General features: G+C 48.6%; 11 protein-coding genes. 7 read left to right on the top strand and 4 right to left on the bottom strand.

Going from position 1 to position 14,068, the window contains the following annotated elements; translation table 11 throughout:
* The first annotated feature begins 129 nt into the window (after positions 1 to 129).
* Positions 130 to 1,212 carry a 3-phosphoserine/phosphohydroxythreonine transaminase gene (gene serC, locus MMIC_RS06180; RefSeq protein ID WP_072659600.1) on the top strand — a complete coding sequence of 361 codons (1,083 nt, stop codon included), beginning with the start codon at positions 130 to 132 and terminating at the stop codon, positions 1,210 to 1,212.
* Positions 1,213 to 1,228: 16 nt separating this feature from the next.
* Here serC and MMIC_RS12570 read toward each other — a convergent pair whose 3' ends face one another.
* Positions 1,229 to 1,585 carry a hypothetical protein gene (locus MMIC_RS12570; RefSeq protein WP_143144891.1) on the bottom strand — a complete coding sequence of 119 codons (357 nt, stop codon included), beginning with the start codon at positions 1,583 to 1,585 and terminating at the stop codon, positions 1,229 to 1,231.
* A gap of 315 nt (positions 1,586 to 1,900) precedes the next feature.
* Here MMIC_RS12570 and parC point away from each other — a divergent pair, with 315 nt between their 5' ends.
* On the top strand, positions 1,901 to 6,175 hold the full coding sequence (gene parC, locus MMIC_RS06175) for a DNA topoisomerase IV subunit A (RefSeq protein ID WP_072659599.1): 4,275 nt from the start codon (positions 1,901 to 1,903) through the stop codon (positions 6,173 to 6,175).
* Between the two features lie 265 nt (positions 6,176 to 6,440).
* Entirely contained in the window at positions 6,441 to 6,644 is a 204-nt protein-coding gene (gene cspE / locus MMIC_RS06170) for a transcription antiterminator/RNA stability regulator CspE (RefSeq protein WP_072659598.1), read from the top strand.
* Positions 6,645 to 6,730: 86 nt separating this feature from the next.
* Here cspE and MMIC_RS06165 read toward each other — a convergent pair whose 3' ends face one another.
* Positions 6,731 to 7,366: a hypothetical protein gene (locus MMIC_RS06165; protein ID WP_072659597.1), complete on the bottom strand. Its 636-nt coding sequence runs from the start codon at positions 7,364 to 7,366 to the stop codon at positions 6,731 to 6,733.
* Complete coding sequence (rnd, locus tag MMIC_RS06160; RefSeq protein WP_072659596.1) at positions 7,363 to 8,565, bottom strand: ribonuclease D; 1,203 nt, start codon at positions 8,563 to 8,565, stop codon at positions 7,363 to 7,365. The genes MMIC_RS06165 and rnd overlap by 4 nt, the downstream gene beginning before the upstream one ends.
* A 286-nt stretch (positions 8,566 to 8,851) precedes the next feature.
* On the opposite strand from rnd, the gene MMIC_RS06155 reads away from it, so the two are divergent.
* From MMIC_RS06155 to MMIC_RS06140, 4 genes are all read left to right on the top strand, one after another.
* On the top strand, positions 8,852 to 9,202 hold the full coding sequence (locus MMIC_RS06155; RefSeq protein WP_143144890.1) for a hypothetical protein: 351 nt from the start codon (positions 8,852 to 8,854) through the stop codon (positions 9,200 to 9,202).
* 78 nt (positions 9,203 to 9,280) lie between these two features.
* A complete protein-coding gene (gene serA, locus MMIC_RS06150; protein ID WP_072659594.1) occupies positions 9,281 to 10,870 on the top strand; it encodes a phosphoglycerate dehydrogenase in 1,590 nt (529 codons plus the stop codon).
* Positions 10,870 to 11,829, top strand: a complete 960-nt coding sequence (locus MMIC_RS06145; RefSeq protein WP_072659593.1) for an ATP phosphoribosyltransferase regulatory subunit — start codon at positions 10,870 to 10,872, stop codon at positions 11,827 to 11,829. Before serA ends, MMIC_RS06145 begins: the two co-directional genes overlap by 1 nt.
* A gap of 158 nt (positions 11,830 to 11,987) precedes the next feature.
* Positions 11,988 to 13,283 (top strand): adenylosuccinate synthase, encoded by a 1,296-nt coding sequence (locus MMIC_RS06140; protein WP_072659592.1) that lies wholly within the window; start codon positions 11,988 to 11,990, stop codon positions 13,281 to 13,283.
* A 108-nt stretch (positions 13,284 to 13,391) separates the two neighbouring features.
* Here MMIC_RS06140 and MMIC_RS06135 read toward each other — a convergent pair whose 3' ends face one another.
* Positions 13,392 to 13,790 (bottom strand): hypothetical protein, encoded by a 399-nt coding sequence (locus MMIC_RS06135; protein WP_072659591.1) that lies wholly within the window; start codon positions 13,788 to 13,790, stop codon positions 13,392 to 13,394.
* Positions 13,791 to 14,068 lie beyond the last annotated feature (278 nt).

The following is a 14,068-nucleotide window of genomic DNA, read 5'->3' as shown; positions in this document are numbered from 1 at the left end:
GGTACACCGGTTTTATTATTCACTCATTGAGGAATTCTCATTGTCGGAGTATCTTCCCCGCGTTGAAAAAAACCGCAGGGCTACAGTTCATCTCTTCTCGAAATTAGCCTAAGAAAAGGAAGCGAAATCATGGCAAGAAAGTTTAACTTCAGTGCAGGTCCGGCAATGTTGCCGACAGCAGTAATCGAGCGCGCACAAGCCGAAATGCTGGATTGGAATGGCTCAGGCATGTCCACTATGGAAATGAGTCATCGTGGCAAAGAGTACATGTCCATTGCTACAAAAGCTGAGCAGGATCTGCGCGATGTAATGGCCATTCCTGACAACTACAAAGTGCTTTTCCTTCAGGGGGGAGCTTCTTCCCAGTTCGCTGCAATCCCGCTGAACCTGCTGGGTGATAAAACCAGTGCCGATTATCTAAATACCGGCATGTGGTCCAAAAAGGCGATTGCCGAAGCCAAACGTTACTGCACCGTGAACATCGTTGCTGACACTTCGGATAATGGTTTTACCACTGTGCCAACGCAGGCAGAGCTGAATCTGAATCCTGATGCGGCTTATGTGCATTATACGCCTAATGAAACTATCGGCGGTGTTGAGTTTGATTATATTCCTGAAACCAACGGTGTTCCACTGATCGCTGATATGTCTTCCACGATTCTTTCGCGCCCGATTGATGTGTCCAAATTCGGCATGATCTATGCCGGAGCACAGAAGAATATCGGTCCTGCAGGCCTCACCATTGTAATTATCCGTGATGATCTGTTGGGTAATGCATCAGCGAATACGCCGACCATGTTCAATTACGCGACTCATGCGGATAATGATTCGATGTATAACACTCCAGCGACCTATGCATGGTATATGGCTGGTCTCGTGTTTGAATGGATCAAAGAGCAGGGCGGTCTGGAAGCCATAGCTGTAGTTAACAAGCGCAAAGCTGACAAGCTCTATGCTGTTATCGATAGCAGCGACTTTTATGGCTCGCCAGTGGCTAAAAATGGCCGTTCATGGATGAACGTACCATTCACTTTGGCTGATGCTGATCTGGATGCCGCGTTTTTGAAGAGTGCAGCAGAAAACGGACTGATTACCCTGAAGGGTCATCGCTCTGTTGGAGGTATGCGCGCCAGCATCTACAACGCCATGCCGGAAGAGGGTGTGGATGCACTGGTTGCATTTATGAAGGAATTTGAAAGCAGCCAAGCCTGACAACCAAGCTGCTCGATCAATCAAAGTCCTCTGCCGATCTTTTGAATATTGGCAGGGGGCTTTTTTTTGGTTTATCGCGCATTAGCGGGAGCCATGCCTGAAGAAAACTTTTGATCCCTGTTAAATAGATACATTCAATAGTTACTACTCTGCTAAAGCTGAGCATTCCCCTTTCTTTAGCGGTAAAGACAAATCTACAGGAGAGTAGATTTGGACGAGCTTTAGCTCGCCCGAAGGGTGAGAGCCATGCAAGGCTCGAATCAAAAAGGGTTCGCCCCATTGAACGATAAATACGCAGGGAGAAGCAGATTGCCGGGCAGTTTTCTTTGCTTCGTTTCTTTTCTGGAAAAGTTGGAACAAACAATTCCGTCATAATAGCAAGAGAGAAACGCCTTCAGTTCTTATTTACAAAGACTGTTTCCCGGACTTTCGTGATGAACCTTTTTTTCAGTGTGTGGATGCCATTGTTAACTCATTCATTAGCGTTGCCTGTATTTAATTGTGAACTCACTAATCTTTTTGCAAAAGATGACCGATTTGTTGTATGGTCGCAGTTGAATACCATGCATCACATCAAGCCCTGTTATTTTCTCCGTAATGCATGTGTAGAGTAGTGCCTTCAGCTTCCCGTTTGTTCTGATCGGCGGGGTTTCGGCATACCAGATTCAAAGCAAAGGACATATTTAAGATGAGTGCAGATTACGATATCGATTCGATTAAAGACCTCGATGGGATTTCTCATATCCAGTTGCGGCCGAATATGTATACCGATACGGGCACGGAACTTGGCTGCCATCATATTGCACAGGAAGTGCTGGATAACTGTGGCGATGAGGCGATTGGCGGATACTGCTCAAAGATCATCGTAGAGCTGGAATCAGAGAATGTTGTAAGCATTTCAGATAACGGGCGCGGTATTCCTGTGAAAGCAAATCAGGATGGCATATCCGGCGTTGAGCTGGTGCTTACCAAGGACAAGGCCGGTGGCAAGTTCGATCATAATGCCTATAAGGTATCCGGTGGTCTGCACGGAGTCGGTATCACCGTCACCAATGCGCTTTCATCATGGCTGGAAGCGACTGTGAAACGTGATGGGGGAGAGTGGTTTATTCGCCTTGAAAACGGGCGCACAGTCGAGAAGATCAAACAGATTGGAACATGTGGTCCTCGTACGCATGGCACAAAGATCAGGTTCTCGCCCAATCCGAAATATTATGAACGCGCCAAGTTCCGCGTGCAGCAGTTGCGCCAGCAGGCGATGGACAAAGCAATCCTGATTCCGGGGCTGGAGGTGGTGTTCAAAGCGCCCGGTCTGGAAGATGAGACTTTCTGCTTCAAGAATGGCCTTTCCGAATTTATGACTTCGCGCATGGAAGAGTCTCCGATGTTCGAATTCTCCGGTCAGCTTGGGGATATGGAGAAGGTGCATTGGTTCTTTGCATCCTTTGCTGAAACCACCCCGATCTATACCAGATCCTATGTGAATACTGTACCAACTCCTCGCGGTGGTACGCATGAAAAAGGTTTTGAGTCGGGTCTGCTCAAGGCTGTGCGCGAATACATCGACATGCGTCCTGAGTTGAAAAAACTGCTCGGCAAAAAGACCCGCATCGCTGCATCTGATATCATGACCAACAGCCAGCTCGGGCTTTCGGTGTACATTCAGGATATATCCTTTGAAGGGCAGACGAAACAGAAACTGACCTCTTCCGAAGCCACCAAGTTTGTCGGTGGAGTGATTAATGATTCTGCGGCCCTTTGGCTCAATCGTGATGCGGAAATTTCTGATAGTTGGATGAAGCTCATTATTGAGCGTGCAACTACGCGTACGGCAGCAGAAAGCGGTAAAACCAAAAAGGTGGATCGCAAGTCTTTTACAGGCAGAACGCCGTTGCCGGGCAAGCTTCTGGATTGCCGTAGCAATGATATTGAAGATACAGAACTCTACCTTGTGGAGGGTGATTCTGCGGGCGGTTCTGCCAAGCAGGCCAATGACCGCGATCTGCAGGCGATCTTCCCGTTAAAAGGTAAAATACTGAACTGTGAAGGTGTCACATCGACCGATGCAGCCAACAGTGAAGCTGTAGCCGATCTAATCACTGCAATTGGCACAGGCATTGGTGAAAACTGTGATATTGAGAGAAGACGTTACGGCAAAATTGTGGTGATGACCGATGCGGATATTGACGGCAGTCATATCCAGACTCTGCTGTTCACCTTCTTCTGGCGGCAGATGCGACCAATGGTAGAGGCAGGGCGTGTATTTATCGTTCAGCCGCCACTATACGGGGTCACCATAGGTAAGCAGAAACACTATGCTCAGGATGAAGAAGAGCTCGATGGCCTGAGAGCCATGGCTCTGGCAGAGAAAAAGAAGATTGAATACATCCGCTTCAAAGGTCTTGGTGAGATGAATCCGCCGGAATTGAAAGAGACCTGTATGGATTTTGAAAACCGCGTGCTGGTACAGGTGAGCCCTGAGGATGCGCAGCGTATGGATGCGCTCGTTACAAAGCTGATGGGCGATGATGCAGGCCAGCGCCGTGATCTGCTGATGGGCAAAGAGATCGAGGAAGCCAGGTTTCTGAATATTCCGGACGATCAATTATTCGATGACCCGAGCGATGTGACCGATGACCTTGATGATCTGGAGCCTCGCTTTACACCCTATGAATCAGGCAATAACGCCATCGCTCCATTTGAAACAGTGTTCCGCGAACTCTACCGCAGCTACGGCCTTAAAGTGGTGGGTGATCGCGCCATTCCCGATGTGCGGGATGGATTAAAACCTGTTCATCGTCGCATTCTCTATGCGATGGAGAAGCTGCAGCTCAGATCAAACACCAAAACCAAGAAATCGGCACGTGTGGTTGGTGATGTGATCGGTAAATATCATCCACACGGTGATTCGGCTGTGTACGGGGCTATGGTGCGTATGGCTCAGCCCTGGGCAATGCGTTATCCGCTGGTGGACGGTCAGGGCAACTTCGGTTCCATTGATGGCGATTCAGCCGCTGCCATGCGTTATACCGAAGCAAGAATTACACCGATTGCTGAAGCGATGCTCAGCAGTGATTTGAAAGATGGTATCACGCCTTATCAGCCCAACTATGATGATCAGGACAAGGAGCCGATGCTGCTGCCTGCACCATTCCCGTGGATTCTGATGAACTCAAGTACAGGCAATCCGGCCGTAGGCTTTAAGACTGAAATACCATCGCATAACCTCTCTGAACTGCTGGGGGCATGTATTGCGCTGTGCAAACGCAGAAGCAGAACCGGGGCGGGGGCATCGAACAGGGACTTTGCGCTGGTTCGCAAGCATATCACTGCACCGGACTTTCCCGGTGGCGGTATTATCACCAGCAGCGAAGATGAGCTGGAGAAGATGTATGCCAGTGGTTACGGTAAAATGCTGCTGCGCAGTAAATGGCATAAGGAAGATATTGGCAAAGGCATGTGGCAAATCATTGTCACGGAGCTTCCCTACGGTATTGAAAAGTCACCGCTGCTGATCGAAATGGGCGCACGTATTTCAGACAAGACGATTGCCGAATCACGCCAGTTGCCGATGATTTCAGATTTACGAGATGAATCGTCTGCGGAAGGCATCCGTATTGTTATCGAGCCGAAATCAAGAAACCTTGATGCAGAACAGATCATGTTACATCTCTTCTCGGCCACTAATCTGCAGGTCACCATCCAGTATGCCACTTATGCGCTGGAGAAATGGATGGATGCCCCGAATGGGGATCGCTATCGCCTGCCAAGCCTATTTTCGCTGGATGATATGCTCAACTCCTTCCTCGATAACAGGGAAGGAATCGTGATGAGAAGGGCAGAGGTACGTTTGGCCGAGATCAATAAACGCACCAATATCCTTGAAGGGTTGTTTGTTGTTTATCCGAATGTCATGGAGATTGTTCAGACGATCTATGACAACGACAAACCAAAACCTATCCTGATGCAGAAATACGGCTTTAATGAAGAACAGGTCATTGCCATCCTTGAGTTGCGCCTCGCACAGTTGCGTAAACTCGATGAAATGAAGCTGATGAATGAGCATGCAAAACTGCTGCAGGAAAAAGCGGAGCTGGAGCTGATTGTTGATGATCATGCTCACCGCTGGAAACATATCACCGGTGAACTGAAAGATGCGCTGGCCAGATTCGGTGATGAGAGACGAACAGTGGTGGATGCCAGTGTAGCGAAAGCGCGCACCATGAGTAAGCAGCAGACAGTTGCTCGTGAGCCGATCACTGCAATTCTCTCCAGGCAGGGCTGGCTGAAGGGCATGCGCAGCAGCAATGTTGACCTGAAGGGACTTAAATTCAGGGAAGGGGACAGACTACTCGATGCAGCAGCAGGTCATACCACGGACATGCTGGTACTGATCGGACGCAAAGGGCGCGCCTTCAGCATGCTCGCCGCAGACCTGGCAGGCGGGCGCGGAAACGGGGAACCGATTTCAAAATCTTTCGTGTTCAGTATCAATGAGGCACCCACAAGAATGGTGATGATCAGGGACGACTCTGAATATCTCGTCGTAACCACGGCAGGGCATGCATTCCGGGCTATGGGTGAATCCATGCTTTCGGCAAACAAGAAAGGCAAAGCCTTTATCAACTTCCCGAGCGGTTCGAAGTTGCTCTGCATCCGCGAGATCAATCCGGCACATGATGCATTCGCTTTCATTGATTCCGACGGGCGCATGGGAGTCATTGCAAAAGATGAGTTTCCTCTGATCGCTAAAGGCAAGGGAGTCACTGCAATCACGATGAAGAAGGGCTCCAAAGGTTTGCGCGATGCTGCACCTGTGACTATCAAGGACGGCGTAAGGGTGGGTACGGAGAAGCGTGCAACGAGCATCGATGAGGATGAGTTAAAAGAGGTTTATCTCATCCCCAGGGCCAAAGCGCCAAGGGGACTGCCAATGGCAGCCGTCAATGGAGTGGTGGTTTAACAAGATCAGGGATCAGCCTGAGTTACTCGACAAATTTAAAGCCCTCTGCTGATTCTTTGTTCATTGGCAGAGGGCCTGTTGTTCATTCAATTTGAGTTTGAAAAACCTTTTTTCTAGCCTGATGTTCTCAACGCTATATACTGTGCTTCGCAAAAATATTGTTTATTGTGTTTTTAGGCTGATTTAGTAGATCCTTGATTGATCTTAATGTTAACACTTTTAAATACATGTTATGCACAAATTAAATATATTAAGGATGTAAATAATGGCAACAGGTACTGTTAAGTGGTTCAATGATACTAAAGGATTCGGCTTCATCTCTCAGGATGATGGTGGCGATGATGTGTTCGTACATTTCTCTTCAATTCAGGGTGATGGTTTCAAATCTCTGGCTGAAGGTCAGAGCGTTGAATTTGATGTAGAAGATGGAGCAAAAGGCCCGCAGGCTTCTAACGTTTACGCTAAATAAGGTAACGTAGTTCTTTTTTAAACACCCCGCCGATAAGCGGGGTGTTTTTTTATGGGTGTCGGATAGCCGAGGTCAGTATGGCTGATTCAGTACTGTTCACTCTGCCAGTCTCGGATGAGTTCGATGTAGACGGATTCATCTTTCAGTTTTTCAGGATCAGGAACGAATACATTCATGTTAGATGAATTCAGGTGATCCAGCCATCCGGCCAGAAACTGTTTATAGATCTCATTCATCATGGTCTCTTTAGCGGCAGCTTTCGGGCCTATATATTCATCACCGGAGGTGATCTCTGCGCGCACGGCAATGTCCAGATTGGTGATAATGGAAACCTTGCTGGTATCGAGTGCAGCGAAGTGCCCTGCAACATTCAGATATATCAGCCACGGTGTGCCCGACTTGTGCGCTGCAAAACACTGAATCATCTGCTCTTTTGCAGGCACCGGCGCTGAAGATTCACGGTGCAGAACGGCATGGGCAAAAATGCCACGCATAAGAAAGTCGAATGTACCTGCTTTCTGCTGCGGGATTAAGCCATGTTGCTTGTCTTTTTTCATGCGACGACCTGCCCAGTCTTCAGCACTCTTTTTGTCTGTAATACGCGCATCGCCATCTTTTAGCGTTTCAGCATAGATGCATTCACGCCAGCCATCATTTTCAAGCAAACGCCATGCTTTGGCCCCGCTTGGAGATAGGGCATCAATGGAAAAGCTGACTTTCATGTTGCACTGTTCTGAGTTATAGGTGTGATTTCAGGAAAACCTGTCTGTGGGTTGATATGCAGACAGATTTCACCACGCAACAAGCGTATCAAATCGTGGCCAACCAACTCATATCGCCAGCCGTGCAGGCATGCCAGTTCAGGTGTGTCGCCTTTGCAGCGATAACCCCATGAGGCCAGCTCGGAGAGATCGGATTTGTTGGCCAGAATAGCCGAGGCGATTTCGCCTTCTTCAGCTTTCAGGCGTACCAGTGTGTCGAGCATTTCCAGTCGCAGGTCGGTGCCGCGGGTATTGTGGCGACGAGGCGCCATTTTAGGCCATGTGTCTTCAGAGGCCTCGATACCTTTCTGCCATGCCGCGGTGACTTCAGCGCCGAAACGTTTAATAAATCCATCGTTGATGCCGCGCATGCGCTGCATTGTTTCCCTGCTTAAGGTGTCACGCCGCGCAATTTCAACAAGTGGTTCGTCAGCCATCATGCGGCGACGTGGAATATTCCGGCTTTTGGCACCGCGTTCTCGCCATGCTGCAAGCTCTCTCAGCGCTGACAGGTGTTTGCCTTTTAATTTGCTTCCACCTTTTACACGCCAGAATATTTCCGATTCATCATTATCATAAGTGTTTTTGTCACTGAGTCGGGTTTGCTCTTCCTGCAGCCACGAGGTGCGTCCTGTTGCTTCAAGACGCTCCTGAAGATGCTGGAAAACCGGCATCAGCCAGATGACATCATCGGCAGCATAGGTCAGCTGCTTGGGCGTGAGGGGTCTTGCTTTCCAGTCGGTGAAAGATTCTCCCTTGGGTAGTAACTTCTTGGTGACACGCTGAACCAGATTGCCGAATCCAACCTGTTGCCCGTAACCGAGCAGGGCTGCAGCCACCTGGGTGTCGAACAAGGGCAAAGGCATGTTGCCGGATTCCTTGAGAATGATTTCCACATCCTGATGTGCGGCATGGAATACCTTGAGGATATCAGGGTTGCCCATGAGATCCCATACAGGTTTCAGGTCAGGCAGTTTGATAGGGTCGATGATCCAGCACTGACCATTGCCGTATATCTGCAACAGGGCAAATTCAGGGTAGTAGGTGGATTCACGATGAAACTCGGTATCCACGCAGAGGACCTTGCATGCGGCCATGGCCTCTGCTGCTTTTTCTAATTCGGACTGCTTATCGATAAATATGAATGAGTTATTCGGCATGACGGCATACTAGCAATGCGGAGGCATCATGACAGCAAGCTATTCATGGGTGTGAAGGAGATAAACAGGAATGTCACAGATGGGCTGGATAGTTTCCTGCTGCATACAGTCGAAACATGGTAAGAATATTAATCCGGGAATCTATGCTGAGATAGCGTATACTGTGTCAAATATAGTGAGCCACTCTTGAATGTCCGATAAATGAACATCGGGTGTGTCCGCCAGTGAAGTCATAAACACAGCTACACATATTCTCAGGTCAGGCATGGCCGGCAAGGAGAGAGAGATGGCATATTCAAAAGACCTGCTCATATTACGAGATGGTCAGGCTGTTGCAGGCAAGGTTCTAAAGAATGAATTTAAAATAAAAACGTCATTTGGGGATGTGACTGTAAATAAAGAAAAAATCGCCCATCTATACCTTAAACAGCCAGATGGCACAGGATTCCCGGCTACAGATGAACTGAGAACAATAAACGGCGATGATATAAAAGGTCAGTTAGTAAAAACGCTGACAATTTCATTTGTGCTGGCTGCGAACAATCAGACGGAACGAATACATCGGGACAAAATTCATTCAATCGTGATTTTTGATGCACTGGATGCTGATACTGAAGGCTACCCAAAACTAAGTTGACCCATACAGTACTGGCTATAGAGTGCCCACGCACTCCGTTGTCGGTGTGACAATCCTTCTTTCGGAGTGATCATTATTATGGCTAAGGTTTGGATTGCAGACAAAATGTCCTCACGCGCGATTGAGGTGTTCAAAAGTCGCGGCGTTGAAGTGGATTACAAACCGGGCCTCTCAGATGAAGAAAAGCTGGCCATTGCCGGTGATTACGATGCCATTGCTGTACGATCTTCGACAACATTAAAGGGTGCACTGCTGGATGCAGCCAAGCGCGTAAAGGTCATTGGCCGCGCCGGTATCGGTGTTGATAATGTTGATGTGCAGGGCTGTTCGCGCCGCGGTATCGTGGTGATGAATACACCATTCGGCAACACCATTACAACAGCTGAATTGGCGGTATCTCATATTGTCGCAGCCGCACGTATGATTCCACAGGCTTCCGCATCGACCAGAGCCGGAAAGTGGGAAAAGTCCCGTTTTATGGGCATGGAATTAACAGGTAAAAAAGCCGGTGTTATCGGTGCCGGTAATATCGGTGCGATCGTTTGCGATCGTTTGAAAGGCCTGCACATGTCCGTGTTTGTCTATGATCCGTTTATTTCTGATGAACGTGCATCGGCCATGGGTGTGACCAAGGTGGAAACAGTAGCCGAACTGGCAGAAACCGTTGATATCCTGACCATTCATGTACCTTTGCTGGATGTGACGCGTGGCTTGATTAATGCTGACATTATCGCCCGTATGAAAAAGGGCTCCATCCTCGTTAACTGCGCCCGCGGCGGCATTGTTGATGAGGATGCGCTTTATGATGCATGTAAATCCGGACATTTGCGTGCCGCAGCTCTCGATGTGTTTGAGAACGAACCGGCACGTGAGAATAAATTATTTGAGCTGGATAATGTCAGTTTCACACCACATATCGGTGCTTCAACGGATGAGGCTCAGGAAAATGTGGCTGTACAGGTCGCGGAACAGATGTCCGACTATCTGCTCTCCGGTACCGTTTCCAATGCGGTGAATGTGCCATCGCTCTCAGAAGAGGAGCAGCGTCTGCTCTCTCCTTATATGTTGCTGGCTGAGCGTATGGGCAGCTTTATGGGGCAGACTATGAAGCCGGGTTATAGCAAGGTGAATGTCTGTTTTGAAGGCAAGGCGGCGGGTATTAATCGCAAGCCGCTCATCAATGCGATGCTACAAGGACTGTTATCTCAGAGTATGGAAGAGGTTAACGCGGTGAATGCAGGTATGCTGGCCAAGGATCGCGGCATTGAGTTGATGGAATCAGCCTGTGAAAACTCCGAACATTTTGCAACGCTGATCAGACTCGAGGTTGAAGGTGATGAAGGTCAGCGTTGCGTATCAGGTACGCTGTTTGATGAGGCACGGCCGCGTTTTGTCAGTTTTGATACCTGTGAGGTTGAAATTGCGCCTGCAGGCAATCTTATTTACTTCCAGAATGAGGACAAACCGGGTGTGATTGCGTCAATCAGTAGCGTGCTGGCTGAAGCAGGCATTAATATCGGTGATTTCAGACTGGGTCGTCGGGAAAATACTGGCAGTGCTGTTGCGCTGATTCAGGTAGATTCCTCTCCAGGAGAAAACATTCTGACCAAAATGAGTGAATTACAGCATGTTCAGGCGGTTCGTTTTGCCGAACTGGGGAGTATCTGATGCCTTCGCATAAACCGATAATTGGCCTGGATGATGCCATCGGCTCACGTGCGAAAGCACTTAGGACCATGCAGGGCAAGTTACTCGATCTGTTTGATGAGTCCGGCTATGAAGAGGTGATTCCACCGATGCTGGAACGTCCGGATGCATTGAAATCAGGTGCAGGCCGTTTTCTGGCTGACCAGACTGTTGTGTTTTCTGACCCTGCCGGTGCAGGGACGCTGGCGATTCGTTCTGACATGACACCACAGATTGCGCGTATTGCTGCTACACGTTTACAGGGCGAAGAGGTCTTGAAACTCTGTTATTCCGGTACAGTAATGTTGGCCCGTCCTGATCAACGTGGTGGTTCTCGCCAGCAGTGGCAGACCGGCGTGGAATGTCTGGGCGTAGCAGGGGCTGCCGGCGATATTGAAGTCATGCATCTGGCAGCACGGACCATGCAGGCTGCAGGTTTTAATAAACCAGTATTGCAGGTGGGCCATATAGGGCTGCTGAAAGCACTGGTGAAAGGTTGCACTGCACCGCTGGAAACCTGGACAGCACTGTTGTCGCGTCGTTCACCTGATGATCTGACAGAAGTGATGAATGGTGAGAATATGCCGGAAGCTGCCAGGCAGGCGCTGCTTGATCTTGCTACCGGAAATAGTGGTAAACAGTGGATTGAAAATCATATCGGCGCTATCAATGATGATTTCGATGCTGCTGCAAGCGAATTACTTTCGCTGGTCAATGAAGTCGGTGGCAAGATGGAAGGCAGCGTATCTGTCTATGCTGATGCCGCAATCATGCCGCGTTTTCTTTACCACAGTGCTATTCTGTTCGCAGGATTTGCAGAGGGTGTGGCGCATGCAGTTCTGCATGGTGGTCGTTATGACGCTATGATGAAAGCACATGGACGTGACATGCCGGCTACAGGTTTTTCCTGTGATTTATGGGCATTGATAGACACAGTTTGATTTGAAGGTTCACCACAGAGGACGCTGATGTCACTGAGGAAAGACGGGCTTGCAGGATGGGTTTGAATCAGACTGTTCTGCTTTGCAGACGATATGATTCGTATGTTTTTTCTTCGTGATCTTCGTGATCTTCGTGGTTTTAATAGTTGGGGATTGATATGACAAACACAGTTGCAATTGGAATCCAGTGGGGTGATGAAGGAAAGGGTAAGATCGTTGATCTTATGGCCCCCGATATGGATGTGGTCGCTCGTTTTCAGGGTGGTCCGAATGCAGGCCATACGCTTGTACTGGGTGATAAAAAGACTGTATTGAATCATATCCCGTCCGGTATCCTGCATGATGATACACTCTGCCTGATTGGTAACGGTACGGTGGTTGATCCGTTCCGTCTGGTTGAAGAGATGGACATGCTGCTTGAAGCGGGTATTCCTGTTGCCGATCGCCTGAAGATCTCTGACCGCTGTCAGCTGATTCTGCCATATCACCGCGATCTTGATGCAGCGCGAGAAGCGGCCAAAGGTAAAGGCAAAATCGGTACAACCGGTAAAGGCATCGGGCCTTGTTATGAAGATAAAACCGCCCGCCGCGGCATCCGTCTGATTGATCTGACCTCGGATGATCTGGATGCACGCATTGATGCAAATATCGAATACGTCAACTTTATGCTGACCCAGTATCTGAATGCAGAGCCTGTGAATCGCGCCGATGTGGATGAAGCACTGGAGCTGGCCAAGGCACGTCTATTGCCACTGGCTGCAGATGTGCCGTTGATACTGCAGAAACGCATCAAAGCCGGAGACAAGATTCTCTACGAAGGCGCACAGGGCTCCATGCTTGATGTTGATCATGGTACATATCCGTTTGTAACCTCATCCAATACCGTTGCCGGTGCAGCACTTGCCGGTCTGGGTGTCGGCCCGGGGCAGGTGGATGCCGTACTGGGTATCTGTAAAGCTTATACGACTCGTGTGGGTGCCGGTCCTTTCCCGACTGAATTGTATAATGCTGATGGCATGTGTGATGAGAAAAACTCAGGTAAACATATGGCAGAAAAAGGTCATGAGTTCGGAGCCACCACGGGCCGTCCGCGTCGTACCGGCTGGTTTGATGGTCCGGTTGTTCAGCATGCCGTTCGCATCAATGGTGTAACCGGCCTGGCAATCACCAAGCTGGATGTTCTTGATGGTCTTGAAGAAGTAAAATTGTGCGTGGGTTATGAACTGAATGGGGAGCGTCTGGAGTCCATCCCAGCATGTTGTTCCCAGCTTGAAGTCGTGACGCCGATTTATGAAACGCTTCCGGGCTGGTGTGAAAACACCTTTGGTGCAACCTCAATGGATCAGTTGCCAGCCAATGCCGTAGCTCTGCTCAAACGAATCGAAGAGGTATGTGACTGCAAAGTAACCATGCTCTCAACCGGTCCGGATCGTAACCACATCATTCATCTGTAACAAAATAGTCGACGGGTGAGGGGTGTAGAAAGACTTACTGCTCCTCACCTAGATGGCTGCTTTCAGCCAACAATGGACACTCAAATGCGAATGCTGCTTTCTAGGCGATTAAATCAGCTTAAAACTAATAGTATATTTTTCACCATCAATTTCTGTGACCCTTCCTATAAGATGATCTAGAACTCGAAATGATTTTTTCACAGTGCTTGCATTGTTGCCATTTTGAATCTCATTAACTTCTTTAGTTACCACAAGAATTAAACGAACATTTTGATTTGTTTTATAGGCATTTGAAACATTAGTACGAAATTCATTGTTCCCTGGCCCTGACCACCGATCAAAAAAATCCTCAAACACCAATTTATCTTTTATGTTTTTATCTATGTGATGCTCCCAAAGGCTTATGACCAATTCATCATCTTCATTAATTGCACACACTGACCACTGCACATTCTTAAGTTTCGCACTGTATTTCCCAAAAGCATCAGCAAACGAAATGTTCGACATTTTCACACCCCAGATACATGCATCTATTTATTCGCCCTCTTGATGAGGGTATACCGCTGTTGGTTAGCCAATAACTAATAACATCATATATTTCCCCTACCTGCCCATGCACCTGATAGGAGGAGAAATGAAAAATTTCTTTTATATAATTTCACTGCTGTCCGGTTAAGCATTGAGCAGTGCCATCTGGCGAGGATTCACGGTCGGTTTTCGCTTTGGAGGCGGTGAGCTTCCTCCCAGCAATTCGGCGATATTCCTTCGCTGCATGAGGTTGACCG

Source organism: Mariprofundus micogutta (genome assembly GCF_001895085.1).
GTDB classification, from domain to species: Bacteria; Pseudomonadota; Zetaproteobacteria; order Mariprofundales; family Mariprofundaceae; genus Mariprofundus; species Mariprofundus micogutta.
Note: the sequence above shows the minus strand (reverse complement) of the source record. Positions and strands in the feature narration are given on the sequence as shown.

Coding starts and splice junctions, on each gene's coding strand:
- MMIC_RS06135 (WP_072659591.1), bottom strand. CDS start 13,790: ATGTCGAACATTTCGTTTGCTGATGCTTTTGGGAAATACAGTGCGAAA.
- MMIC_RS06155 (WP_143144890.1), top strand. CDS start 8,852: ATGGCATATTCAAAAGACCTGCTCATATTACGAGATGGTCAGGCTGTT.
- MMIC_RS12570 (WP_143144891.1), bottom strand. CDS start 1,585: ATGACGGAATTGTTTGTTCCAACTTTTCCAGAAAAGAAACGAAGCAAA.
- rnd (WP_072659596.1), bottom strand. CDS start 8,565: ATGCCGAATAACTCATTCATATTTATCGATAAGCAGTCCGAATTAGAA.
- MMIC_RS06145 (WP_072659593.1), top strand. CDS start 10,870: ATGCCTTCGCATAAACCGATAATTGGCCTGGATGATGCCATCGGCTCA.
- cspE (WP_072659598.1), top strand. CDS start 6,441: ATGGCAACAGGTACTGTTAAGTGGTTCAATGATACTAAAGGATTCGGC.
- serC (WP_072659600.1), top strand. CDS start 130: ATGGCAAGAAAGTTTAACTTCAGTGCAGGTCCGGCAATGTTGCCGACA.
- serA (WP_072659594.1), top strand. CDS start 9,281: ATGGCTAAGGTTTGGATTGCAGACAAAATGTCCTCACGCGCGATTGAG.
- parC (WP_072659599.1), top strand. CDS start 1,901: ATGAGTGCAGATTACGATATCGATTCGATTAAAGACCTCGATGGGATT.
- MMIC_RS06140 (WP_072659592.1), top strand. CDS start 11,988: ATGACAAACACAGTTGCAATTGGAATCCAGTGGGGTGATGAAGGAAAG.
- MMIC_RS06165 (WP_072659597.1), bottom strand. CDS start 7,366: ATGAAAGTCAGCTTTTCCATTGATGCCCTATCTCCAAGCGGGGCCAAA.